Source organism: Kouleothrix sp. 19917 (assembly GCF_057073505.1).
On sequence record NZ_CP097099.1, the window covers coordinates 4,758,253 to 4,783,154 of the forward strand.

Annotated in this window: 11 protein-coding genes; 4 read left to right on the forward strand and 7 right to left on the reverse strand. The window is 64.8% G+C overall.

Going from position 1 to position 24,902, the window contains the following annotated elements; all coding sequences use genetic code 11:
• Positions 1-60: 60 nt before the first annotated feature.
• Together M1P90_RS19345 and M1P90_RS19350 are read left to right on the forward strand one after the other, a co-directional pair.
• Positions 61-8,112, forward strand: a complete 8,052-nt coding sequence (locus M1P90_RS19345; protein WP_483696933.1) for a DUF2298 domain-containing protein — start codon at positions 61-63, stop codon at positions 8,110-8,112.
• Between the two features lie 31 nt (positions 8,113-8,143).
• Positions 8,144-10,696, forward strand: a complete 2,553-nt coding sequence (locus M1P90_RS19350) for a DUF2298 domain-containing protein (protein ID WP_483696934.1) — start codon at positions 8,144-8,146, stop codon at positions 10,694-10,696.
• Between the two features lie 40 nt (positions 10,697-10,736).
• Here the strand turns inward: M1P90_RS19350 and M1P90_RS19355 are convergent, their stop codons facing one another.
• Positions 10,737-12,614: an ABC transporter ATP-binding protein gene (locus M1P90_RS19355; RefSeq protein WP_483696935.1), complete on the reverse strand. Its 1,878-nt coding sequence runs from the start codon at positions 12,612-12,614 to the stop codon at positions 10,737-10,739.
• Positions 12,615-12,991: 377 nt separating this feature from the next.
• On the opposite strand from M1P90_RS19355, the gene M1P90_RS19360 reads away from it, so the two are divergent.
• On the forward strand, positions 12,992-14,158 hold the full coding sequence (locus M1P90_RS19360; protein ID WP_483696936.1) for a TPM domain-containing protein: 1,167 nt from the start codon (positions 12,992-12,994) through the stop codon (positions 14,156-14,158).
• Positions 14,159-14,303: 145 nt separating this feature from the next.
• On the opposite strand, the gene M1P90_RS19365 is transcribed toward M1P90_RS19360, so the two are convergent.
• The 6 genes from M1P90_RS19365 to M1P90_RS19390 all read right to left on the reverse strand — a co-directional run bounded on the left by M1P90_RS19365 (position 14,304) and on the right by M1P90_RS19390 (position 22,401).
• Positions 14,304-16,793 (reverse strand): DUF2029 domain-containing protein, encoded by a 2,490-nt coding sequence (locus tag M1P90_RS19365; protein WP_483696937.1) that lies wholly within the window; start codon positions 16,791-16,793, stop codon positions 14,304-14,306.
• Positions 16,794-16,798: 5 nt separating this feature from the next.
• Positions 16,799-17,131: a TfoX/Sxy family protein gene (locus tag M1P90_RS19370; RefSeq protein ID WP_483696938.1), complete on the reverse strand. Its 333-nt coding sequence runs from the start codon at positions 17,129-17,131 to the stop codon at positions 16,799-16,801.
• A 227-nt stretch (positions 17,132-17,358) separates the two neighbouring features.
• On the reverse strand, positions 17,359-18,288 hold the full coding sequence (locus tag M1P90_RS19375; protein ID WP_483696939.1) for a sugar ABC transporter permease: 930 nt from the start codon (positions 18,286-18,288) through the stop codon (positions 17,359-17,361).
• Positions 18,289-18,365: 77 nt separating this feature from the next.
• A complete protein-coding gene (locus M1P90_RS19380; protein WP_483696940.1) occupies positions 18,366-19,385 on the reverse strand; it encodes a carbohydrate ABC transporter permease in 1,020 nt (339 codons plus the stop codon).
• A gap of 256 nt (positions 19,386-19,641) precedes the next feature.
• Positions 19,642-20,982, reverse strand: coding sequence for an extracellular solute-binding protein (locus M1P90_RS19385; protein ID WP_483696941.1), 1,341 nt, complete (start codon positions 20,980-20,982; stop codon positions 19,642-19,644).
• A gap of 198 nt (positions 20,983-21,180) precedes the next feature.
• On the reverse strand, positions 21,181-22,401 hold the full coding sequence (locus M1P90_RS19390; RefSeq protein WP_483696942.1) for an ROK family transcriptional regulator: 1,221 nt from the start codon (positions 22,399-22,401) through the stop codon (positions 21,181-21,183).
• Between the two features lie 287 nt (positions 22,402-22,688).
• Between M1P90_RS19390 and glgP the strand changes: the two genes are divergently transcribed.
• Positions 22,689-24,827: an alpha-glucan family phosphorylase gene (gene glgP, locus M1P90_RS19395; protein WP_483696943.1), complete on the forward strand. Its 2,139-nt coding sequence runs from the start codon at positions 22,689-22,691 to the stop codon at positions 24,825-24,827.
• The last annotated feature ends 75 nt before the right edge of the window (positions 24,828-24,902 follow it).

Genomic DNA, 24,902 nt, shown 5'->3' on the forward strand with positions numbered 1-24,902 from the left:
TCATGCCTATAATACGCTATCGTTTCCCGTGCAATACCTGCCCGCGAGCCACAACCATTTATGAATAGCACCTTCGCCCCCGACGAGAGCACTGAGCCACGCCCGCAACACCGCCCAAAGTTTGCGGCCGCATCCTGGCACCACTGGGCGATGCTGGCAGCGATTATGCTGCTGGGCGCGTATTTTAATACGCTGAACCTGTTTGGCTGGGATGGCAGCACCGGACAGCACCCCGACGAGCGCTTTATGTCGCTGGTAGCCGACCACCTGAAAGCGCCAGCAAGCCTGGGCGAGTACATCGACTCGCAGCGTAACCCGCTCAACCCGCGCAATGCCGGCTACCCATTTTATGTCTATGGCCTGCTGCCGCAGACGATCACGCACTACACGGCGGTGATGCTCACGCCAAACAGCGCGCTGCCGCCGACGGTGATGCCCGCCAGCCCCGACAGCTATGGCGCTCAGCAACCCGTTCCTAACCCCGACCTGAACGTGCCGAAGCTGACGCTGCTACAGCCGCTGTTCAACCCTTCCGGCAAGGACATGACCAGCTACTACAACGTTTCGAAAGTTGGGCGCTCGTGGTCGTCGCTGTTTGCGGTGCTGAGCGTGCTGGTGGTGTTTTTGATCGGGCGGCGATTGTATGGTGCGCGCACCGGCCTGGTGGCCGCGCTGCTGCTGGCGCTGTCGGCGCTGCCCATTCAGCTCGCGCACTTCTTCACAGTCGACTCGGCCACGGCCTTCTTTACGCTGCTGTCAGTATATGTTGCGGTGCGGCTGGCGCAAAATGGCGGCTGGCCCACAGCCCTGTTCCTCGGGCTGGCAATTGGCGCGGCGATGGCCTGCCGCGTAACGATGGCAACGCTGGGCATGCTGGCGGTGCTGGCAGTTGCGCAGCGCCTGTGGGCCGCGCGCAACGATGTGCCGCCGGCCAGCGATATCTACTTCATCCCGGCGCGCCGCCGCCTGACCTTCTGGAGCGCCGCCGGCATGGTGGTGCTGGCGGGCGTGCTTTCGATCCTCACCTTCCGCATGCTGCAGCCCGACGCATTCGTCGGCAGCTCGTTCTTCGATCTGCGCATCGAGCCGCGTTTCATTAGCAATATTCAGGAAATTGGCGCGGCGGTGAATGGCGAGGCCGACTCGCCGCCCAGCCAGCAGTGGGTCGGGCGGGTGCGCTACCTGTTCGCCCTGCAAAACATGGTGATCTGGGGCATGGGCTTTGCGCTGGGCCTGACGGCCTGGCTTGCCTGGCTGTGGGCCGGGGCGCAGCTGGTGCGCGGCCTGTGGGATGCCTGGACGGGCGCGGGCTGGTCGCGGCTGCAGCGCGCACTGCGCCACACGCTGCCGTGGTTCTGGATCGGCTTCTACTTTGCGTGGCAGGGCGGCATTTTCGGCATGACCATGCGCTACTACCTGCAGCTGTATGGCTTGCTGGCGCTGTTCGCGGGCTGGGCGCTGGTGCGCGCGCTCGATTTCCGCCTGCTGATCTCCGATTGGCGGCCACGCCGCGCCCGGCTGTATAGCCTGCAAGCGGCGGTGCGCTGGGTGCCGCTAGTGCTGGTGGTGGCGCTGACGCTGGCGTGGGCCTATGCCTTCACGCGCATCTACACGCGCCCGCACTCGCGCATCATCGCGTCGCGCTGGATGTACGATCACATTCCGCCCGGCTCGGCGGTAAGCTCCGAGCAGTGGGACGACGCGCTGCCAATCTCGATTGACGACCGGCGCGCCTTCGACCCGGGCGTGGGCGGCTGGTTCTATAACGTCGAAACCTACCCCTACGCCGAGGACGACCCGACCAAGTACACCGGCTTTATCGACCAGAATGGCAAGCCCTCGCTCGGCTTGCTCGATCACCTCGACCAGATCGACTACATTGTGCTGAGCAGCAACCGCGTGTATGGCTCGGCCACGCGCTCGCCAATGCGCTACCCGGCCCTCACGCGCTACTACCACTACCTGTTCAACGGCCAGCTTGGCTTCGAGCAGGTGGCCGATATTACATCGTACCCAACACTCTTTGGCATCCCAATCCCCGACCAGGGCGCGGAAGAAGCGTTCAGTGTCTACGACCACCCGCGCGTGCTGATTTTTAAGAAAACCGCCGCCTACAACCGCGCCAACGCCACCGACCTGATCACCGGCGACGTTGTGTGGAGCGAGGTCTACAAGCTCTCGTCGCTGCGCGCCAGCCGCGTGCCCACCGCCCTGCGCCTGACGGATACGCAGTGGGACGCCTTCCGCGACGCTGGCACCTGGGCGGCGCAGTTCAACCCGGCCGGGCTGGCAAGCCTGGTGCCCTGGCTGCCATGGCTGCTGGTGCTGGAATTACTGGGATGGAGCATGTTCGCGCTGCTGTTCCGCGCGCTGCCGGCCCTGCCCGACCGCGGCTTTGCGCTGGCGAAAATGCTGGCGCTCCTGCTGGTGGCCTACCTTGCGTGGCTGCTGGGCAGCTTGCGCCTGCTGGCCTTCGGCACATTGAGCGCGTGGCTGTGCGCGGCCGTGCTGATTGTGGCCGGCGCGGCGCTGGCGTGGCGCAACCGGGCGGCCTTGCGCGCCTTTTTCCGCGAGCGGCGCACGGCGCTCCTCACCGCCGAAGGTCTGTTCCTGCTGGCCTTCCTGGGCTTTGTGCTGCTGCGCGCGCTCAACCCCGACCTGTGGCACCCGGCGCGTGGTGGCGAAAAGCCGATGGACCTGGCCTTCCTGACGGCGGTGGTGAAAAGCCCCTACTTCCCGCCCTACGACCCGTGGTTTGCGGGCGGCTTTCTCAACTACTACTATTTTGGCTTTGTAATCGTCGGCACGCTGGTGCACCTCACTGGCATTGCGCCGGCCACCGCCTACAACCTTGCCGTGCCAACACTGTTTGCGCTCACGGCGCTGGGCGCGTGGGGCGTGGCGTTCAACCTCGTTGCGCTTGCGAAATCCGCCACTACGGAAGAAAAATCAGACGCGACCGAACCCTTCCTGGGGCGCGAACGACGCGCAATTGCAAGCGGTCTGGCGGCGGCGGCGTTTGTGGTGCTGCTTGGCCCGATCACGCAGGCGCTGTGGTTCCTGCCCGGCTCGGCAAAAGCCGACCCGACGCTGCCGGCCGATTGCCAGCAACTGACGAGCTATGCCAGCCAGCAGGCCTGCCGCGGCCGCAGCGAATGGGCTTTCTGGGACGCGACGCGCCTGGTGGGCATGAGCCAGCAAGACAGCACGATCAACGAGTTCCCATTCTTCACCTTCCTGTTCGCCGACCTGCACGCCCACATGATGTCGCTGCCGCTGGCGCTGCTGGCGCTGGGCCTGATGGTCGCGCTGATCAAAGGCGCTAAACTGCCCAACGAGCGGCGCTGGCGCTTCGATGGCGCGCAGTGGCTGGCAATCGCTCTGCTGGCGCTGGCCGTTGGCGCGCTGCGCGCAACCAATACCTGGGATTTCCCAACCTACCTGGCGCTTGGCATGCTCACGCTGGGTCTGCTGGCCTGGCGGCGCTTGCAGCTTGGCGCGAGCCTGCCGCACACGGCGCTGGCCTGGCTCGGCGGCGCGCTGGCGCTGCTGATCGGCAGCAGCGTGCTGTTCCTGCCATTCCTGCGCAGCTTCGCCACCGACTATGCTGGCTTCGATCTGTGGCGCGGCGCGCGCACTTCCGCCGCCGACATTCTGCGTATCAACGGGCTGTGGCTGTTCTTGCTGCTGAGCGGCGCAGTGCTGATCTACTGGCGGCGCGGCGCGGGCCTGGTGCAGCTTGCGCTGCTGGCGCTTGGCCCGCTGCTGCTGGCGCTTGGCGTGGTGCTGCGGCAGGGGAATGCGCTCTGGCTTGTGCTGCCACTGGCCGGCGCGGCAATTGTCGTCGTTGTGGATCACCTGCTGGAGCGCAGCACGCGCCCGCTCGCGCCGCAGATCGCGCCCGCCGATCAGGACAGCAGCGAGCCGTATATGCAGCTGGAACTGCCGCTGCTTGGCCCGCCGCCACTTGGACCGTCGCCCGACGCACGCGATCCCTTCACGCCGCTGCCCACGCTGCTCGCGCTCGTGTGGGGCGCGATGGCCCTGCTGCTCACGCTCGTGACTGAGGTGGTGGTGGCGAAGGGCGATATCGGGCGCATGAATACGGTGTTCAAGTTCGGCATGCAAAGCTGGGTGCTGTTTGCGCTCACTGGCGCGCTGGCGTTTGGCTATGTCTGGCCCGCGCTGGCCGCCCGCACCTACCCGCTGCGCAACGCGGCCTGCTGGCTGTGGCGCGGCGCGGCGGCGCTGCTGGTGCTGGCCGCGCTGGTCTACCCGCTCACCGCCACACCCGCGCGCCTGGCCGACCGCATCGACGACTCGATTGGGCCGACGCTTGACGGCGTGGCGTTTATGGCCTCGCCCAAGGGCAGTTGGGCCGAAAACGACAAGCAGTTCAATTTCGTGGAAGATGCGGCGGCGCTGAGCTGGATGCAGCAGAACATCGACGGCACGCCGATTGTGCTGGAAGCGCATACCGAAGCCTACCGCTGGGGCGGGCGCGTGTCGATCTACACGGGCCTGCCAACGCTGCTGGGCTGGCCCTGGCACGAAACGCAGCAGCGCCAGGTTGCGCAGGTCGGGCCAATTCTCGCCGGCCGCCAGGCGCTGATTCCGCAGCTGTATGGCGAGCTTTCGCCGGAAAACACCCTGCGCCAGTTGCAGCTTTTTGGCGTTGAATACGTGTACATTGGCAAGCTGGAGCGCGCACTCTACCCGGCCTCTGGTCTGGCGAAATTCCAGACAATGGCCGACGCTGGCACGCTCGAACGCGTGTATAGCGAGGGCACAACCCAGATCTTCCGCGTGCCGCGTGGCAACAATGCCCTGGCCGTGCTTTCGGCCACGCTGGACACACGCGCGCCCACGTACCCCGCGCCGCGCAGCACGCAGTTGGCGCAGCCGGTGTATACGCTCAAGGCCGTGCCCGAATATAGCTGGAGCGCGCTCGGCCAGTCGCAGCCGGTAGCGATTGTGCTGTGGCTGCTGGCGATCTATGCGCTACTGGCACTTGGTTTACCGGTTGCAACGATCCTGTTTGGCGGCATGGCCACGCGCGGCGCGGGCGCGGCCGATGGCGGCTGGGCATGGGCGCGGCTGATCGGCCTGCTGCTGCTTGGCTACGCGGTCTGGCTGCCCGTGAGCATGGGCCTGTTCCACTACACGCGCTGGAGCATCCTGTGGGGCGTGCTGCTGGTGCTGGGCGCCGACGCGATTGTGGTGTTCTGGATCGGCCGGCGCACCGACGCATCCAGCGACCGGCGCATTCGCGCCGCGCTCGGGCGCGGCTGGGCAGAGTTTCGCGCACACATAGCGGGCCGCCGCCGTGCAATCCTGATCAGCGAACTGCTGTTCCTGGCGGCCTTTGCGGCCATGGCGCTGCTGCGCGCCTTCAACCCCGACCTGTGGCAGCCCTACTGGGGCGGTGAGAAGCCGTTTGAGTTTGGCTTCCTGAACGCGATCCTGCGCAGTCCGGTGATGCCACCCTACGATCCGTTCTTCAGCGACGGCACAATCAACTACTACTACTACGGCCTGTTCCTGGCTTCGCTGCCGATCAAGGCCACTGGCATCAACCCGGCGGTAGGCTTTAATCTGGTGATCGCCACGCTGTTCGCGCTGACCTTTGGCGGCGCCTGCGCAGTGGTGGCGCGTCTGACCGGCCGCATGCGCTATGGGCTGGCCGGTGGCGTGGCCGTGGCGCTGCTGGGCAACCTGGCTGCCGCCTTCCCGGTTGGCTGGGGCGCGGGCCTGCGGCCAGTGCTGGATGCGCTGAAAGGCGGGCTGAATGGCTTTGGCACGCGCCTCGACGCATGGTTCGTCGGCCCGAGCCGCGTGATCATCGTGCCCGACAAGTTGATCACGATCAACGAGTTCCCATTCTGGAGCTACCTGTTCGCCGACCTGCACCCGCACCTGATCGCCATGCCAATCGCGCTGCTGGTGATTGCGCTGGCCTACGAGCTATTCAGCGCGCAGCCGCTTGTTCGCGGGCGGCGCGGCCTGGTGCCGATTGGCGCGCGCTGGCTGCTGGCCGCGCTAGCGCTGGGCGCGCTGGCCATCACCAACTCGTGGGATTTGCCGACCTACACACTGCTGATCGCGGGCGCGCTGTTCGGGCGCGCGTGGCTCGGGCGCGGCAAACACCGCTATGCGCTCATGCCACGCCTGCTTGGCGCGCTGGCGCAATCGGCGGGCGTGGCCGTGGGCGCGCTGCTGCTGTATTTGCCCTTCTTCCAGAACTATGTGCGCCCGGCCGGCGTGAATGGCATCGGCCTGGTGCGCGACGGCTCGCCGCTCGGCGGCTTTGTGCTGATCTACGGCCTGTACCTTCTGATTCTGTGCATGTGGGTGGTTGGGCTGGCAATTCAGCTCTTGCAGCGCCGCCGCGCGCCGCAACCCGCCCCGCTTGCGCCCGCCGAGCCGCCCGACCAGAATGTCGTGCTGGGCATTGTGGCGCGCCCGCCAGCGAATCCGCTGCGCAACCCGGGCATGGCTCTGATCGTGGTGGGCGTGCTGCTGGCCGCGCTGGTGCTTTCGAACAGCGCCATGCTCGCGCTGGTGGCCGCAAACACCATGCTGCTGAAGGTGCTGCTGGTAGTGCTGCTGCTGATCAGCATGCCGGCCCTGCTGGCGCGGCACCTGCCCCGCCGCGTGTGGTTTGTGCTGTGGCTGGCGGTGCTGGCCTGGGCGGTGTCGCTTGGCGTCGAGCTGGTGTACATTCGCGATCACCTCGACACGCTCAACAGCGATTCCTACCGCATGAACACGGTCTTCAAGTTTGGGCTGCAAGCCTGGATGCTGATGGCGGTGGCCGCTGCGGCTGCGCTGCCCTGGCTGGCGCGCGGGCTGCGGCGCGCGGGCGCGATTGCGCAGGCGCTGGCCTGGGGCGTGATCTGCGCGCTGGTTGGGCTGGCGCTGGTGTTCCCGCTAGCCGGCATCCCCAGCCGGCTAGCCTACCGCTTCCCGGTGTCGCCCGGCCCCACGCTCGACGGACTGGCCTTTATGGAGCAGGCGCAGTTCGAGCTGCTGCCCGAGTACCTGGGCCAGGCGGGTGGCGTGGCAACGAGCATCACGCTGAAAGACGACCTGGACGCGATTCGCTGGCTGAACACGAATATCGAGGGTACGCCGATTGTGCTGCAATCCGACCTGTGGTTCTACCGCACCTATGGCGTGCGCGTGGCCGCCAACACCGGCCTGCCCACAGTTGTCAGCCCGCTGCACGCCAGCGAGCAGCACGACCCCGCCGAGGTCAGCGCGCGCGACGCCGACGTGCAGGAAATCTACTACACCCCCGACGAGGGCCGCGCGCTGCGGCTGCTTTCGAAATATCACGTGGCCTACGTCTATGTCGGCCAGATCGAGCGCGCCGCTTATGCCAGCGCCGGCCTCGCCAAGTTCGATCAGATGCTTGGCTCGTACCTGAGCATGGCCTACGAAAACCCGACGGTCAAAATCTACAAGGTGAACGACAGCGTTTACACGCTCACGACCGCCTCGGAGCTGACGCCACCGCCCGCAGTGCCGCAGCTGGAACCGCAGCAACCAGCCGCAGAGCAGCCCGCGCAAACGCCCGCCGAGCCAGCACCGCAGCCGGTTGGCAAGCCCTCGCTCGAAGAATTGGAACAGCAGTCGGCCGCCGACCCAACCGCCGCCGGCCCGGCCTTCGAGTTGGGGCAGCGCTACCGCGAACTCCAGCGGCTGGACGATGCGCTGCGGGTGCTGAAGCTCGCCGCCACCGCGCACCCGGCCGATATTGCGCTGAACCAGCTGCTGGGCGACAGCCTGCGCGATGCGGGCCAGTTCGACGAGGCGGTGACGGCCTACCGCGCCGCCATTGCTTCCGACCCAACCGCGGGCAACTACAACAAGCTGGGCATCGAGCAGCTCAAGGCGAATCGCACCGCCGACGCGATCACGACGCTGAATGAGGCCGTCGCCGCCGACGCCAATGCCGCCGAGCCGCACTTCCACCTAGGCGAAGCCTACGAATTGCAGGGCGATACCGCCAAGGCGCTGGAGGAATACCGCGCTTATCTGGCTATCGCCACCCAGAACGACCCGTACTACCCGCAGGCTACCGCCGCCGTGGCGCGGCTGCAACCGTAGCCAGCCGACGATAAAAGGTTTAGAAACGCCTGTGATCACAGCAATTTTCGTCTGGTGGCTCACAATCCAGCTGCTTGGCGTGCTGGCGCTGCCGCTGACACAGTGGTTTTTTCGCGCCCTGCCCGACCGTGGCTATGCCTTCAGCAAAGCGTTTGGCCTGTTGCTGACGGGCTACACGACCTGGCTGCTGGCCATGCTCGGCATTGCGCCATTCGAGCGCGGCCCGATTGTGGCGTGCGCGCTGGCGGTTGGCGGGCTGGGCCTGCTCGTCGGCGGCGGGCGGCGCGGCCTGGCGGCGCTACGCGCGTGGCTTGTGGCGCACTGGCGGCGCGTGCTGGCCTACGAGGCACTGTTCCTGCTGGCCTTTCTGGCGCTGCTTCGTATGCGCGGCTACGACAATGGCATCATGATCAGCCCGAACCCGTATGGCACCGAACGGCCGATGGATTATGCGCTGTTCAACGCCATCCGCGTCAGCGGCAATTTCCCACCGCACGATCCCTGGCTGTCGGGCTATAGCATCAACTACTACTATTTCGGCTACCTGCTGATGGCGCTGATGTCGCTCCTGAGCGGCATTGCGCAAGGCACCGCCTACAACCTCTCGCTGGCGCTGATCTTTGCGCTCACCGCGCTGGGAGTCGCGGGCGTGGTTTTCAACCTGATTGATTTGACGGCTGGCAAGCCACGAGCGGCAAATGAGAAAGAAACGCCACGCCGCGTCTGGCTGCATCGCGCTGGCCGGCTGGGCGCGGCGGCGCTGGCAATTGTGCTGGTGCTGCTGGCTGGCAACCAGGGTGGCGCGCTGGAAATCATTTCTGGCTCGCACAAAATCCTCGAGCTCGGGCAGCAGGATTTTGTGCGCGCAGTGGCGAATGGCCTCGGCGCGCGCGCCCCGCTCACGCTCGATGCGCCGTATACCGCCTGGGGCGACCCCGACCTCACCACCGAGATCACGCCCGCCGACACCGCCGCCGACTTCAACTGGTGGAATCCCTCGCGCGCGCTGTGGGACACCTCACCGCAACCGGGCGACAGCACGCGCTACTACACCATCACCGAGTTCCCGTTCTTCTCGTTCTGGCTGGGCGACATGCACCCGCACGTGATGTCGCTGCCGTTTACGCTGCTGGCGCTGGCGCTGGCTCTGCAAACACTGGCCCGCCCGGCTGCGCCAAACTACACCATGGGCTGGCGCGGCTGGGCCGAACTGGCGCTCACCGGCATTGTGCTCGGCAGCCTGTACCTGATCAACAGCTGGGATCTGCCGACCTACCTGCTGCTCTACCTCGGCGCGCTGCTGCTGCTGTATGTGCGCCTGGGCACCCCGCCCGCGTCGCCTGACGCGGAGGAAACACCGGCAGGCGCATTCGCGGCGCTGGGGCGGGTATGGTGGCGGCATTTTGCCAACCAGGCAATTATTGCGCTGATGGCGGCAGCGATCCTGTTTGTGCCATTCCACCTGACCTTTCGCTCGCTGGTGGGCGGCAACGGCTCGCCGCTGCTGCTGGTGACGTGGACGCGCTCGCTGCTGCACAGCTTTCTGGTGATTTTTGGGCTGTTTCTGGTGCCGCTGCTGGCGTATGTGTTTGCGCAGCGCCGCGCCACCCAGCCCGCTAACCTGGCGCTGGGCATTGCGCGCACCGGCGCGCGCCCGGTTTCGTTCGGGGTTGCCGCGCCCTGGCTGATCGGCGGGACGCTGCTGGTCGGGCTGGCGATCGGCTTCCCGCTGCTGGCGCTCGTTCCGCTGGCGCTCTACGCCATTAGCCTGGCGCTGGAGAACGTGCAGCGCCCCGCAGCCGCGTTTGTGCTGTGGGCCTTTGCGCTGGCCTGTCTCGTATGTTTCGGCACCGAAATCATCTACCTGCGCGATGTGTTCAACTCGCGCATGAATACAATCTTCAAGTTCTACTATCAGGTCTGGCTGATCTGGGGTGTGCTGGCGGGCTACGCGGTCTGGTGGCTGCTGGCCGCGAGAACCGAAAACCGAGAAGCAAAAACTGAGAAGCGCACGAGCACGTTGCGCCGCTTGCTGGTTCCTGTTTCGCTTGGTATCTTCGTGGTATTGCTGGCCGGCGCGCTGGTGTACCCGTGGATGACGGCCGGCAAGCTGCTGCGCGAAGCGCCGTGGGTCGGCATTGCTGGCGTCACGCCGCGCGAAAAAACGCCCGATGGCGCGGCCGCGATTGCCTGGCTGCGCGCCTACGTGCCAAGCGATAACGTCGTACTAGAAGCGGTTGGCGGTTCATACGACAATGGCTATTCGGGGCTGGGCTTCGGGCAGGTTTCGGGCAGCACCGGCCTGGCAACCGTGCTGGGCTGGCCCGGCCACGAGGATCAGTGGCGCGGGGGCGACCCGGGGGCGCGCGCGCAGATCGAGCCGCGCAAGGCCGATGTAACGACGATCTACAGCACCACCGACACGGTGCAGGCGGCTGATCTGCTGCAAAAATACAGCGTCGATTACATCTATGTTGGCGAGGCCGAGCGCGCAACCTACCCGGCCGAGGGTCTTGCCAAGCTCGCCCAGCTCGGGCAGGTGGCCTTCCAGCAGGGCGATGTGATTATTTACAAGGTGCAGTAAACAGGTGCAGGGGCGCGGCAAGCCGCGCCCCTGCACCTGTTTACCGATACCCCGCCGCCTGCATCTCGAACAGGCGCGCATAGGTGCCGCCCAGCGCCAGCAGCTCGGCGTGCGAGCCAAGCTCGCTGATTTGCCCGTTCTCCACCACCGCAATCCGGTCGGCCATGCGCACGGTGCTGAAGCGGTGCGAGATCAGCACGGCAATCTTGCCGGCGGTCAGGTCGCGGAAACGCTGGAAGATCTCGAACTCGCGCTCGGCGTCAAGGGCGGCGGTGGGCTCGTCGAGCACCAGCACCTCGCCGTCGCGCATAAAGGCGCGGCTGAGCGCGATCTTCTGCCACTGCCCGCCCGAAAGCTCGTGCCCCTTGTCGAACCAGCGCCCCAGCATGGTGTCCATGCCTTCGGGCAGCTCGGCAACGACCTCATCCGCACCGCCGCGCTCAGCCGAGCTGTTCAGGCGTTCGGCGTCGTCCAGCCGGTCGATCTGCCCAAAGCCAATGTTCTCCTTGGCGCTAAGCTGGTAGCGCACGAAATCCTGAAAGATCACGCCAATGCGCTTGCGCAGCTCGTCGGGGTCGTACTCGCGCAGGTCGACTCCGTCGAGCAGGATCTGCCCCTCGTTCGGGTCGTACAACCGCGTGAGCAGCTTGATCAGCGTGGTTTTGCCCGCGCCATTCTGGCCCACCAGCGCGAGCTTTTCGCCCGGCGCGATCTCCAGGTTCAGGTCGCGCAGCGCCCAGTCGTCGCGGCCGGGGTAGCGGAACCAGACGTGGCGGAACTCCAGCCCGCGCGTCAGGTCGCGCGGCATTGGCACGGGCGTGGCGTTTACCGACATCTGCGGGGCCAGCTTCAGAAAGGCGAACAGGTTGTCCATAAACAGCCCGTTCTCGAACAGGCGGTTCACATTGTCGAACAGGCCCTGGAAGGTGCCCTGGCTGTTGCGGAACAGCGCGAGGTAGAAGGTCATCAGGCCCAGCGTGATCTGGCCGCCCGCCGCCAGAAAGATGATCCAGGCGTAGGCGCCATAGTAGCTGGCCGAGGCAAGCATGCCCCACAGCAGGCTGATCAGCGAACGACGGCGCGCCAGGTGCTCATCTTCCTCGAAAATCTTCCAGAACATGTCGGTATAGCGCTGCAGCAGCGGCTCGCCCAGCCCAAACAGCTTGATCTCCTTGACGGTGTTATCGACCGTGAGGACGTGCTCAAGGTAGTTCATGCGGCGCGACTCGGGCGCGCGCCAGGTGAGCAGGCGGAACTGGATTTTGCTGTATTTGTTCTGCGCGATGAACGACGGAATGGTTGCGCCAAACAGCAGCAGCGCGACGATTGGGCTGAACGCAAACAGCGCCACCCCAAACGAACCGAGCGTGATGATGTTCTGCACCACCAGAAAGCCGCCGTTGATAATGCCGAGCGCCCGGAAATCAGCTTCGCGGCGGGCGTTTTGCAGCTTGTCGTAGAAACTCGCGTCTTCGAAGTATTGCAGGTCGAGCGCGAGGGCTTTGCGAATTACCGACGTATTGATGAAATGCCCCAGCCGCGCATTCAGCACGTGCTCGGCCAGCCGCCGCGCCTGCGAGATGATTGCGCCGAGCAGGATCAGGCCAAACTCAATCGCCAGGTAGGGCAGCGCGGCTTGCAGGCCCACCTGCGAGCCAACATTGCCATTGATCGATTGCACCACCGAATCGACGATCAGCTTGCCGATCCACGCCTGCGAAATCGGCAGCGCCGCGCTGATGAGCGTCAGCACCGCCATCACAATCGTGCTGCGCTTGTCGGCCCCCCACACCAGCCGGAACGCGCCGGGAATGTTGCCATATGCCGTGCGGACATCCTGCAAGCGCTCGCGCCAGGGCTTCGGAGCGTCGGGGGTGCCGGGTTTGCCCGCGCGAACGTTGCTTGACTGTACGATCATTCACACCTCTTGAATATGACGGCCATCGGGGCCATCACTTTAGCTTGAAGATAATCAATAGGTTTAAATAATACCACGTTTGTGTAATTTTGTAATCGTCCGAAAGGACGGGTTTGAACATCCACCGGCAAGCTGATGCCGGGACGAGTCGCGCGGTCTATACTGCGGTCTATACTATAGACCACTATAGGCTATAGATCACTATAGACTATAGACCACTATAGACTATAGACCGCTATAGACTATAGACCGCTATAGGCCTCGCTACTATACAACCATGCCACGACATGCAGTGTCACATGCAACTCACGCGCCCGCCCAGCGTAGAATCATCAGGCAATATTTTCATTCAGTTATATCCATGCGGCAGGAGCGATATGGGAACATACCTTCGCCTATTCGCACGCTATTCCCTCGCCGTGCTGGCCGCGCTGCTGCTGGCCGGCATCGCTGGCAGCGCGCGCGCGCAGGCCGGCTACCCCCAGCGCGCCGACCCGACGATCAACGATTTTGCCGGCATTCTTTCCGCCAGCGACCGCGCCGCCCTGCTCGAAATCCACGACGACATGATGCGCCAGCGCGGCGCGGAGCTTGTGATCGTCACGATTGGCGGGCTGGCCGACTACGACGTGCCCGACCGCACGATCGAAGCCTTTGCGACGGGCTTGTTCAACAGCTGGGGCATTGGCGACCGCACGCGCAACGATGGCGTGCTGCTGCTGGTGGCGTTTCGGGATCACAAAGTGCGCATCGAGCTTGGCAAGGGCTACGGCGGCGGCTACGACGATGCGCTGCGCGTGCTGATCGAGCGCGACATGGGGCCGCTATTCCGCGCTGGCAGCAACGGCGAGGCGATTCTTACCGGCGCGCGCGGCATTCAGGCGACCCTGGCCGCGCCACCCGCCACCAGCATTGCGGGTGTGCCGCTCAATCGCGCCCTGGGTGGCGCGCTGGCGGCGCTGGCAATTGGTGGCGCGGTGGGGCTAGTTGCGTTTGCAGTGCGAAAATCAGGCCGCCGCTGCCCGAAATGCCGCGGCGCAATGCGGCCATTGCTGCGGGCCGAAGCGCAGCAGGTGCTGACCGAGGGCCAGCTTGTCGAGGAGCGGATTGACGCGATGCACTATACGGTTTGGCGCTGCCGGCGCTGCCAGAACACCAGCAGCGTCGGCGCGGTGGGCAAACGGCGGCTGGAGCGCTGCCCAAGCTGCCGCTACCAGACCCTCGCCAGCACCAGTACGCGCCAGCCGCATAAAAAACTGAAAGGCCGCACGCTGGTACGCACCGAGCGCCATTGCTACAACTGCAACTTCCACGACCACCGCAGCGAAACCCTGCCCAAGAGCGGCGACACCTCGCAAGCTTATTCCGCGTCCAACTCGTTCACCACCACCTCCGACTATTCGAGCAGCTCGTCGGATTATTCGAGCTACTCAAGCAGCTCATCGTCGGATTATTCGAGCAGCTCATCATCGGATTACTCAAGCAGCTCGTCGTTCGACTCGGGCGGCAGCTCTTCGGGCGATGGCGCGAGCGGCAGCTGGTAGGGAACAGGGCTATAGCAACGTTGGAACGAGAACGAGATCAATCCACAGATGACGCAGATTACACAGACATAAGGTCTATAATCTGCGTAATCTGCGTCATCTGTGGATAAATTTTGGGGCTGTGACGTGGCCTTGGGTACGGAATTTATCGCGGGTACTCGGGCCAGCGGTACGGCCCGCCGCCCGGCAAGCGCATGAATTCGTCGCCCAGCGCGCCAGCACGCACGGCCCCGCCAGCAACGGGGCGCTCCAGGCGGGCGTAGCGCGTGTATTGCACAATCATCGCCCCGCGAATCAGCTCGCCGGTGATCGGCGGGCCAAACTGCTCCGCGCCGCCCTGCTGCTGCCAAAAGCTCTGAAACTCAGGGCTGATTGTGCCAGCCGCGCCCGCGCCATTCACGCGCAGGCCAGCGTCGGCCAGGTGCACCAGTTCGCCCAGCGGCAGGCGCTCGGCGGCACCATTCACAAGCCGCAAACAGGCGCGTGCAAAGCATTGGAGCGTACCCGTATCGAACGGCACCGCCGGCATGATTGGGTCGCCCGGGCCGGCTGGGTCGTCGCTGCCGAACTGCCGCCAGGCCGCCAGCAGTGGCGCGGGCACATAGTAGCCGCGCTCACCCATCTGCCGTCCATTCGCTTCCGCCACTTGGAGCGTTGCAAAGGGCTGCGGCGCGCCCGCGCCGCTGAGCGCCAGCGCAAGCTGGTAGCTGCCGGGCGGCAGCTCGGGCGGTAGCGCAAGGGGTTGCAGGTGCTGCACCGTCGCCCCGCCCCAGCCGCTCGGCGCGAGCGCGCCATACAGCAGCGGGCGCGTGAACTGGAGCAGCCTCTGGCCCTGCGCATCGCGCAGTTCCACCAGCACATCGCGCGGGGCATCGCTCGCGCCAGCGCTGGCCTGCCACTCAAGCGTCAGCAGCGCCGTTTCGCCGGGGTGAAAAGCCGGGCCACCCGGCGCGGGCGCGAGATGGTAGCCAACCATGCGCAGGCCGGGCGCAGGCTCCAGCGCCGCCGCCACTGCCGGGCCAGGCGCAACCGGGCGGTAAAGATCGTAGGTGCCGCGCGAGCCGTCCTGGGCGTAGCGGTGCGTGATCAGCGTGATCATTTCGGGCGTGAGCCAGTTGCCCAGGTAATCGAGCACGACCAGCGGCACGCGCCCGTTCGCCATATCGCGCAGAAGGCCGCGCTGGTCGGCCAGGCCGGCGTCGAGCAGCTGGCGGTATTCAAACGCCTGCACGCGCGCGAGCTGCCCAGCCTGCGCGGCCACGCCCGGCACATCGGTGAAGATTGGCGCGCCAGCAGCCTGCACTTCGCCCACCAGCGCCGCGTTGATGCCGCCAAACGCCTGCAAGAGGTCGCGCTCGCGCCGCAGATCCTGCCAGACACCATAGCTGCCAAGCGCCAGGCGCGGCGGGTTGCGCCCTTCGATCAGGCCAGCCGTCTTCAGGTAGGTTTCGCTCCACTGCGGGTAGTAGCGCAGCTGCGCGCCCAGCGCCAGCAGCACAATGCCCAGAATGGCAAGACTGTTGGCGAGCGGGCGCGGCGGCAGGCGGCTGCCGGCGGCGGCACGCCACGCGCCAGCGGCAGCCAGCCAGACCAGCCCGGCATAGAATTCCAGAAAATAGTTTGTATACGCGCCAACCTTGCCGACGCCATAGGCCACGCACGCGCCAACGAGCGTGTAGTACAAGGGCAGCAGCAGCGGGCGTGGCCGTTCTTCCGCAAAAAACAGCACCAGCGCGCCAAGCGCCGCCGCCGCCACCAGCGGCCACAGGATCACGAGCTGATCGTGCCAGAAGCCATAGGCCAACTGCGCATCCCAGGCGTTGGCGTTTGCCGCAACGACGTGGAGCAGGAACCAGCCGCCGCTGGCGTATTCGAGCGCGCCCACGGCGATGCCGCCAATTGCGGCGGCCAGCAGGCCCACCAGCAGCGCGCGCCGCCAATCGCGGAACACGAGCCACAGCAGCGCGGCACCGGGCGCGGCCAGCAGCGAGGGCTTGACCAGCAGGCTCAGCGCGAGCAGGGGCGCGGCCCACAACACGCTGCGGCCAGCATTCCGCTGCACCGCCACCAGCGCCCACAGGCCCAGCGCCACGCCCAGCATATCGACACGCACCACTACCGCCCACTCGCGCACAATTGGGATGGCCAGAAAGGCCGCCACCAGCAGCACGCGCGCGCCAAGCGCGAAAAAACGCACCCGCCAGCCGCCGGCCGGGGCGGGCGCGGTTGCGCCCGTCAGCAGCCACAGCGCCGCCAATGCCGCGCCAGTTGCCAGCAGCGACACAACGCGCCCGGCCAGCAAGGCATCGCTGGTGAGAAATGCGACCACTGCGGCGGCGAGGTGGTACAGCGGCGGGTAGTTGACCACCGCGTAGGGCGGCTGGTCGGGGCTGGCGTAGAGCTGCCAGAAGGGCAGGCCGCCACGCAGGAGCGAAATCTGCGCGAGCAGCGGGCCTTCGCCGTAGTCGAGCGGGAAGGGGTAGCCAAGCATGTGCGCGGCGTGCAGGGCGAAGAACACCAGCTGCGCCGTGACAATCAGCGCAAAAACCACCAGTGCCGCGCGGCTGGCCAGGCGCGCCAGGCGCGAAAGCAGCGCGGCAAAACGAGACGTTGGGGCGGATGCGGTGTGCGACATTGCGTCTACGATGCTACAAAGGCCAGCGATTGTTCCGCCAGCTGCGGCCAGTGTTCTGCCTGCGCGAACGGTACCTGCACCCACTTGCTCATGGCGCGCTTCTGGCCAGGCGGGTGCCATACCTGCGCGCCCGGCAGGGCCAGCGCGGCGCGGTGCTCGTCGCCACCAAGCTTGAAAATCATGCTGTCGTGCTGAAACAGGGCAAAGAGCTTGCGTTCCACCAGCAAACAGTCGACGCCAAACATGCGGCTGGCCGAAATATCGCCGCGCTGAAGCAGCAGCGCCTGGGCGATTGCATCGTAGGCGGCGCGCGGGTTTTCGGGCGGCGGGCTGGGCATTGCGAGGCTCCTTGCTGGCGGCGCAAGTATACGCGCAGGGTGCGCGGGCCGTCAAGCACGGCGGGCACGGCAACGGCGAAGGGGGAGCGCCACCCTTCGCCGTTCGTGTTTACCCATAGCACATAAATATTGGGCCACAGAGAACACAGAGTACTCCGAGTTTATAATTTATCCTACTCTGTGCACTCTGTGACTCAACTGTTGCTCACGGCTTTACTGGCAGCCGTTTAGCCCTTCACGCCGCCAACCGTCAGGCCGCCGACGATGTATTTCTGCAGCGCCAGGTACACAATCGCCACCGGCAGCGCAATAATCAGCGCCATGGCGGTAAAGCGCGACCAGGGCGTCTGGCCGGCGTACTGCCCGACCATGTTATACAGCGCCATCGCCAGCGTGAAATTCTTCGGGTCGGTCAGGAACTGCCACGACAGGTAGAATTCCGTCCAGCCGCCCAGAAACACCAGAAAGGCCGTCACTGCCAGCGCCGGGGCCGCCAGCGGCAGAATAATGCGCAGAAAGGTCTGGGTGCGCGTCGCGCCGTCGATCGTGGCGGCTTCTTCCAGCTCTTTCGGAATGGTGTCGAGGTAGCCCTTCAGGTTCCAGATCGCAAAGGGCAGCGCGCCCGACGTCATGGCCAGGCCCACGCCCAGCAGCGAGTTGCGCAAATTGAAGCCGTTGATCACCACGCGATTGAGCAGCACAAACAGCGGCGCGATGCCCGCAACTGCCGGCAGCATCAGCACGCCCAGCACCGCCAGCATCAGCTGCGAGCGCCCGCGAAAGTTGATGCGCGAAAAGGCGTAGGCCGCGCTGACCGCGATAGCAAGCGCAAACAGCGTCACGCCGCCCGCCAGCATAATCGTGTTGATCGCCAGCCGCGCAAACGACACGGGGTTGGTCGTTGGCTGCGAGAGCACGGCGCGGTAGGCATCCAGTGTCGCGCCCTCGGGAAGGAGCGACGTTGGGCGGTTTAGCGAGCTTGGGTCGATCGAACGCGCCACCACCCAGAAGATTGGGTAGAGCACGGTAAAGGTCAGGAACAGGCAGATCGCCTGCAAAATAAGCTGGGTGCGCAGTTTCAGCGGGCGGCCCGAGGAGGTGCCGCGCTGGCGCCGGCCAAAGGTGCGCGTTGTCTGCGGTGGGGTTACTGTCGCCATATCAACCTCTTTCCCTGGCTATCAGCGAGCCGTGGTCGGTCGTGCCTTGTTCAGATCATCGGTGCCGGAAGCGTCGGCTAGATATCGGCATAGCCCGACGTAACTTTCGCCAGGCGGTTGGTGATCAGCGTGAGCACGAGCAGAATAAAGAACTCGTACACCGCAAATGCCGATGCAATGCCATAGACTTTTTGCTCGTTCACCAGGCGGTAGGCCCATGTCACAAGCAGCTCGGTACGATGATCAGGCCCGCCGCCCGACAGGAAGTACGAGAGGTGGAAGAGGTTGAAGGTCGTGATAAAGCCAAAGATTGCGTAGGGCAGCAGCGCCGGCCGCAACATCGGCACCGTAACGTTGAAGAACTGCTGCGTGCCGCTCGCGCCATCGATCTCGGCGGCTTCGTACAGCTCTTTCGGGATGCTTTGCAGCGCGCCCGTAGCCACCACCGCATTGAGCGGCCAGCCCAGCCAGATGTTGGTGATCAGCATCGCGTAGTAGGAAAGCGGCAGCGGGATGAAGGGAATTGGCAGATCAAACGAGTCGAGCCAGCGAATATGCACTTCGCCGGTGGAGCCAAACCAGTGGCTGATCGTCGTGAGCATGCCGTTGATCGGGCCGTAGTCGGCGTCCCACAGGTTCTTCCACACCGTCGCAATAATCAGCGCGGGGATGACCACTGGCAGCACATAGATCGCCCGGTAGACCTGCTTGCCCCACAGGCCCTCGGTGTTGAGCAGCACCGCGATCAGCACGCCCAGAACGACATGGATGACCACATTGGAAAGCGCCCACCACAGGTTGAATGCCAGCGTGCCCCAGAAGTTGAAGCCGGGGATGTTGACTTCGTTGGTGAGCAGACGCATATAGTTGCTCAGGCCGACGAAGTTTGGCGCGGCCGAGTTTACGCGCAGGTTCTTCAAACCAAAGTCGGTAAACGACATGTAGATTTGATACAGCAATGGGTAGAAGGTGATGACGCCCATGACGAGAAAGGCCGGGAGCAGGTAGAGATAGGCCGTGCGTGTGGCCTCCGAGCGCTGCCAGAACGCTCGTCGTCGGGCGGTCGGAACATTTGACTGCACATCGAATGTGGCCATGAGGCGCTCCTTAGTGTACGACCGAGGACTGAATTAGCGCTTGGACGGGGAAGGGCCCGTATTATAGCACGAAGTGCTGTTCGTGCGTGCCTTGCGCTGGTATGCGAGCCAGGGCTAAGCCCAGCTGGTTTGGCGATATTCATCATTTTCTTCTATGCAGTTTTTCGCGCTCCGCGCGAAAAACTGCATAGAAGAAAATGCTGCCGCAGGCTAAATGAGTGTGGGCGCTGGCAGAAGCCAGCGCCCACACAGCCGTTTACTTGTTGTTGGCCTTGTCCATCGCGGCGCAGGTGTCGGTCGAAACCTTGGCCGGATCTTCGCCCTTCTCGATGACGTTGTTTACAGCGTCGCCGAACGGGCCCCAGAAGTTGTCGAGCTCGGCAACCTGCGGGCGCGGGTAGCCAGTGGCAGCCGCCTCGGCAAAGCCCTTGGTCACCGCATCCGCGATCTCGATGGTTTTGTTAGCGGGCACGTGGCCGGCCTGGTCGACATAGATCTTCTCAGAGGCCGGGCTGGTCAGGTACAGGCCCAGCGCCACCGCGCCATCGACGTTCTGGCTGTTGACATTGATGTAGAAGCCGTCGGTGCCAGTCAGCGGGCCGGCCGGGCCCTTCGGGCCAGCGGGCACAGGCGCAACCGCAACCTTGTCGCCCAGGCTCTTCTTGTAGTCGCCAGTGGCCCACGGGCCATTGATGATCGCGTCGGCCGCGCCGGTCTGGAAGGCGTCATTCGCCTTGCCGCCGTCGGTGTAGAACTGCGCGCCAGCGTCTTTCAGCTGCTTCAGGTAGGTCATCGCCTCACCGAAGGCCGGGTCGAGCGCGCACTTGCCGGCGTCATCGACGATCTTGCCGCCAAAGCCGACGAAGAAAGGCACGTTGTGGTAGGCGTTCTGGTTGATCGCCAGCTTCAGGCCACCCTTCACCGCAGTCAGCAGCTCGTCGGTGGTAGTCGGAACCGTCTTGACCTTGTCGGTGTTGTAGAACATCGCCACGGCCTTGAGCGACTCGGGCACGCAGTAGAGCTTGCCATCAACCTTGCAGCCTTCGACCGCAACCGGCAGGAGGTTGTCGAGGTGGCCGGCCATCTTGTCGTCGATCGGCGCGAGCAGGTCGGCGCGAACTTCCTTGCCCAGGCTGTCGTTCGGGGCAATGAACATGTCGGGGCCGCCGCCAGCCGCTGCCTCGGTCTCAAACTTGTTGTAGACCTGGTCGAACGGAACTTCGAGCACGGTGATCTTGGCGTCGGGGTTGTCCTTCTGGGCGTTCGCAATCAGAGTGTTGATCGCGGCCTCTTCGGCGCTACCCGCGCCATAGGCGTGCCACAGCGTCACTTCGCCAGTGACCTTCGGCATCGCCATGGCTTCGCCACCAGCCATTGCAGCGGTGGGGGCTTCAGCCATTGCAGCAGTGGGGGCTTCAGCCATTGCGGCGGTCGGGGCCTCGGCCATTGCGGTTGGCGCTTCAGCAGCCGGGGCGGCGGTGGCCTCAGCGGCCGGGGCCGGAGCCGACGTCGGAGTCGCTGCTGTGCCACCACCACATGCGGCCAGCAGGAGTGCCATCAGCGAGAAGGCACCCAGGAGTTTGAGCATCCGTTGCATACCTGTTTCACTCCTTTGCTTTGACAGGAATCTGAAAACGTGGGAAATTCGCCTTGGGAAAACGCGGGATACCATAACGTAGTGTTGGTTCGAGCGGATGGACGCGCCTGGTCGGTTCCCGATGCGGCGCAGCGCAACACCCCCTTTCCAGCACAGTTGCCGGAAGCCGCGCCCTCGCGCAGCCACTGGCAGCTTCCCCTAGCCCAACAGTACGTCCGCATGGAAATCTGTGGATGGCCGAACCATTGATGGCGCGCTCAGCGCGTGATGCACCACCAGCGATACAGCCCCAACCGCCACCACATCAGCACCAAGCGTGCCCAGAGTTATTGCGACATTGTCGGCGGCAACTGACAGGCCGCGCCGACGCATGGTGCTGCGCAACGATCCCAGCAGCAGGTCGCCTGCGGCAGCCAGGCCGCCACCGATCACCACGCAGCCGGGGTTGATCATATTCAGAATATTTGCGACGGCGATGCCAATATATTCGCCGGTCGCGTCGAGCAGGGCAACCGCTTTGGCGTGGCCGCCACGCGCCAGCGCCAGCAGTTCGTCGAGCGTCGCAACGGGCAGGCCAATCGCCTGGGCGCGGCGCAGCACGGCGGGCGTGCCGGCCAGCGCCTCCAGGCAGCCACGCGATCCGCAGCGGCAGGGTGGGCCATCTTCCTCAACCATGACGTGCCCGATTTCGCCAGCCGAACCAACGTCGCCGCGATACAGCCGCCCGTCGAGGATCAGGCCGCAGCCAATGCCTGCGCTGCCCAGGTAAAGGTACACAACATTTGGGCGGCCCTGCGCCGCGCCCCAGCGCTGTTCGGCCAGCGCGGCCAGGTTGGCGTCGTTTTCCACAAACACGCGCATGCCGAGCGCCTGCTCAAGCCGCGCCTGAAGCGGCACATCATGCCAGCCCGGCATCACGGGCGGCGCGATTGGCCGGCCAGTGGCGTGCGCCAGCGGGCCGGGAATGCCAACGCCCACACCAACGATCTTCTCGCGGGCGATCTGCGCCTCGGCCAGCAGGTCGTCCACAGCCGCAGCAACGCGCGCAATGCCCGCGCGCGGCCCATCCGTGATGGTAAAGGGCAGGGCGACACGCCGAAGCACTGTCGCGTCCAGGTCGGTCAGCAGCAGGGTGAGGGCAGTGTTGCCAAGCTCAATGCCAAGCGCAAACGCGGCCTGGTAGTTGAACTCGATCATGATCGGTCGCCGGCCGCCTTGCGAGTTCCCAATGCCGGTTTCGCGCACCAGGCCGGCGCCAAGCAGGGTGGTGATAATGCTGGAGATGGTGGAGCGGCTCAGATTACTGCGCCGAGCAAGCTCTGCGCGTGAGATCGGCCCTTCCTGCCGCAGCAGGCCCAGCACAATCCGCTCGTTGAGCTCGCGCATCAGCGCAAGATCGGCCGGTTGCTGCTCGCCCATTCCCCACTCTGCTCTGCCGCCAGACCCACGGGCCGGGCGTAACCATCATTGGTAAATCGGTTTAGAAATCTGATGGCTGTGATACTAGCATACTCTCAAAAGTTTGTCAAGAGAGCAAACAAATGCGACTCGACAGATGGCGCTTCTTTTCGTACAATGGCTCGGTATACACCGACGAAGGACGAATGGCGAAAGCGATGCCGCGCAATGCTGGCGCTTTTGTTTTTCGTCCTTTCTTCTGAGTCGTTGCGCTCTGTACGGTGTTTTGGCCGACTAAAGGAGGTTCCGTGAATATTACGACCGCCGACATCCTCTTCACCCCGATTCCCGCGCGCATCAGCCGCCTGCGCGAACTGGCATTCAACATCTGGTGGAGCTGGCACCCCGAAGCTCAGGAACTGTACCGGCAGATCGATCCCGAGCTGTGGGAGCAGGATTACCACAACCCCGTCGATTTCCTGCGCGATGTGCGCCAGCGCCGCCTGGAAGATGCCGCCGATAACCCGGCCTATACCAAGCAGTACGATCAGGTGCTGGAAAGCTTCGACCGCTATATGGGCGAGCCGAAAACCTGGTTCGCGACAACCTTCCCGAACTCCAGCAACAAAACAATTGCCTACTTCTCGGCCGAGTTCGGCCTGCACGAATCGCTGCCGATCTACTCGGGCGGCCTGGGCGTGCTGGCCGGCGACCACGCCAAAGAAGCCAGCGACATTGGCCTGCCCTTTGTGGCGGTCGGCTTTCTCTACCCGCAGGGCTATTTCCGCCAGCGCCTCGACCACAGCGGCTGGCAGGAAGCACAGTATGTCAAGCTCGATTTTGCCGACGTTGCCGCGTCGCCCGCGCTCACGCCCGACGGCCGCGAGGTGGTGGTGGAAGTTGAGCTGCCTGGCCGCACAATCTACGCAAAGGTCTACCGCATTCAGGTTGGGCGCATCCCGCTGTTCCTGATGGACACCGACATTCACCCGAACAGCGCGCAGGATCGCGAGCTTTCGGCGCGCTTGTATGGCGGCGACCAGGAAATGCGCGTGGCGCAGGAGATCGTGCTGGGCATTGGCGGCGTTCGCGCGCTGCGCCAGATGGGCATCGACCCGCAGGTGTGGCACATGAACGAAGGCCACTCGGCCTTTCTGGTGCTGGAACTGGCCCGCGAGCAGGTGCAGAAGGGCACGCCCTTCGCTGAAGCGATCAGCAATGTGCGCCGCGAGTCGGTCTTCACCACGCACACGCCCGTGCCAGCCGGCAACGACGCCTTCCCGCTGCCCATGATCGAAAAATACTTCTGGCAGTACTGGTCGCAGCTGGGCCTCACGCGCGACGAGTTTGTGAATGTGGCCTTGCAGCAGCAAAGCTGGGGCCCAACCTTTGCGATGACCGTGCTGGCGCTCAAGGCTTCCGAACGCCACAACGGCGTGAGCAAGCTCCACGGCCATGTGGCGCGCGGCATGTGGCAGTGGATGTATGAGGACAAGCCGCAGGACGATGTGCCGATCACGTCGATCACGAACGGCGTGCACACCGCCACCTGGCTCGCGCCCGAAATGCGCCGCGTGTTCGAGGCCTACCTCGGCAAGGATTGGGAAGACCATATCGACGACGTGGACATGTGGAAGAAGATCCACGACGTGCCCGACGATGTGCTGTGGCAGACGCGCCAGGGCCTGAAGAAGCAGCTGGTCGAGTTCGCCCGCGAGCGCACCCGCGCCCGGCACCTGCGCCTGGGTACCTCGCCAGCGGTGTGGCCCGTGCTCGACGAAACGGCTTTCACGATCGGCTTTGCGCGGCGCTTCGCGACCTACAAGCGCGCAACGCTGCTGTTCAAGGATCCCGAGCGGCTGAAGGCAATTCTGAACCGCTGGGATCGGCCGATGCAGATTGTGTTCGCCGGCAAGGCGCACCCCGCCGACGACCCGGGCAAGCTGTTCATCCAGCAGGTCTACCAGATGTCGCAGCAGCCGGGCTTCCTCGGCAAGATCCTGTTCGTGGAAGAATACGATATGTGCGTGGCGCGCAAGCTGGTGCAGGGCGTCGATGTGTGGCTGAACACGCCGCGCCGTCCCTACGAGGCCAGCGGCACCAGCGGCCAGAAGGCCAGCCTGAACGGCGCGCCCAACCTGAGCATTCTCGACGGCTGGTGGCCCGAGGCGTACAACGGCAAGAACGGCTGGGCGATTGGCGAGGAGCGCGAGTACAGCAACCTCGACGAGCAGGACTGGCGCGATTCGCAGCACCTGTACCAGCTGCTGGAGAATGAAGTGCTGCCGCCCTTCTACGAGCGCGGGAGCGATGGCGTGCCGCACAACTGGATCGCGCTGACCAAGGAAGCGATTGCGACGGTTGCGCCGATGTTCAGCACACGCCGAATGGTGAAGGAATACGCGACGCGGCTGTATATGCCGGCGGCGGGCGTGGTGAAGGACTAGTGCGCTTTCAGCGCAGGGGTTAGGGGCTGGGGTTAGGGGTTTGAGATTGCAGTGCGCAACCAGACCTTTCACTGC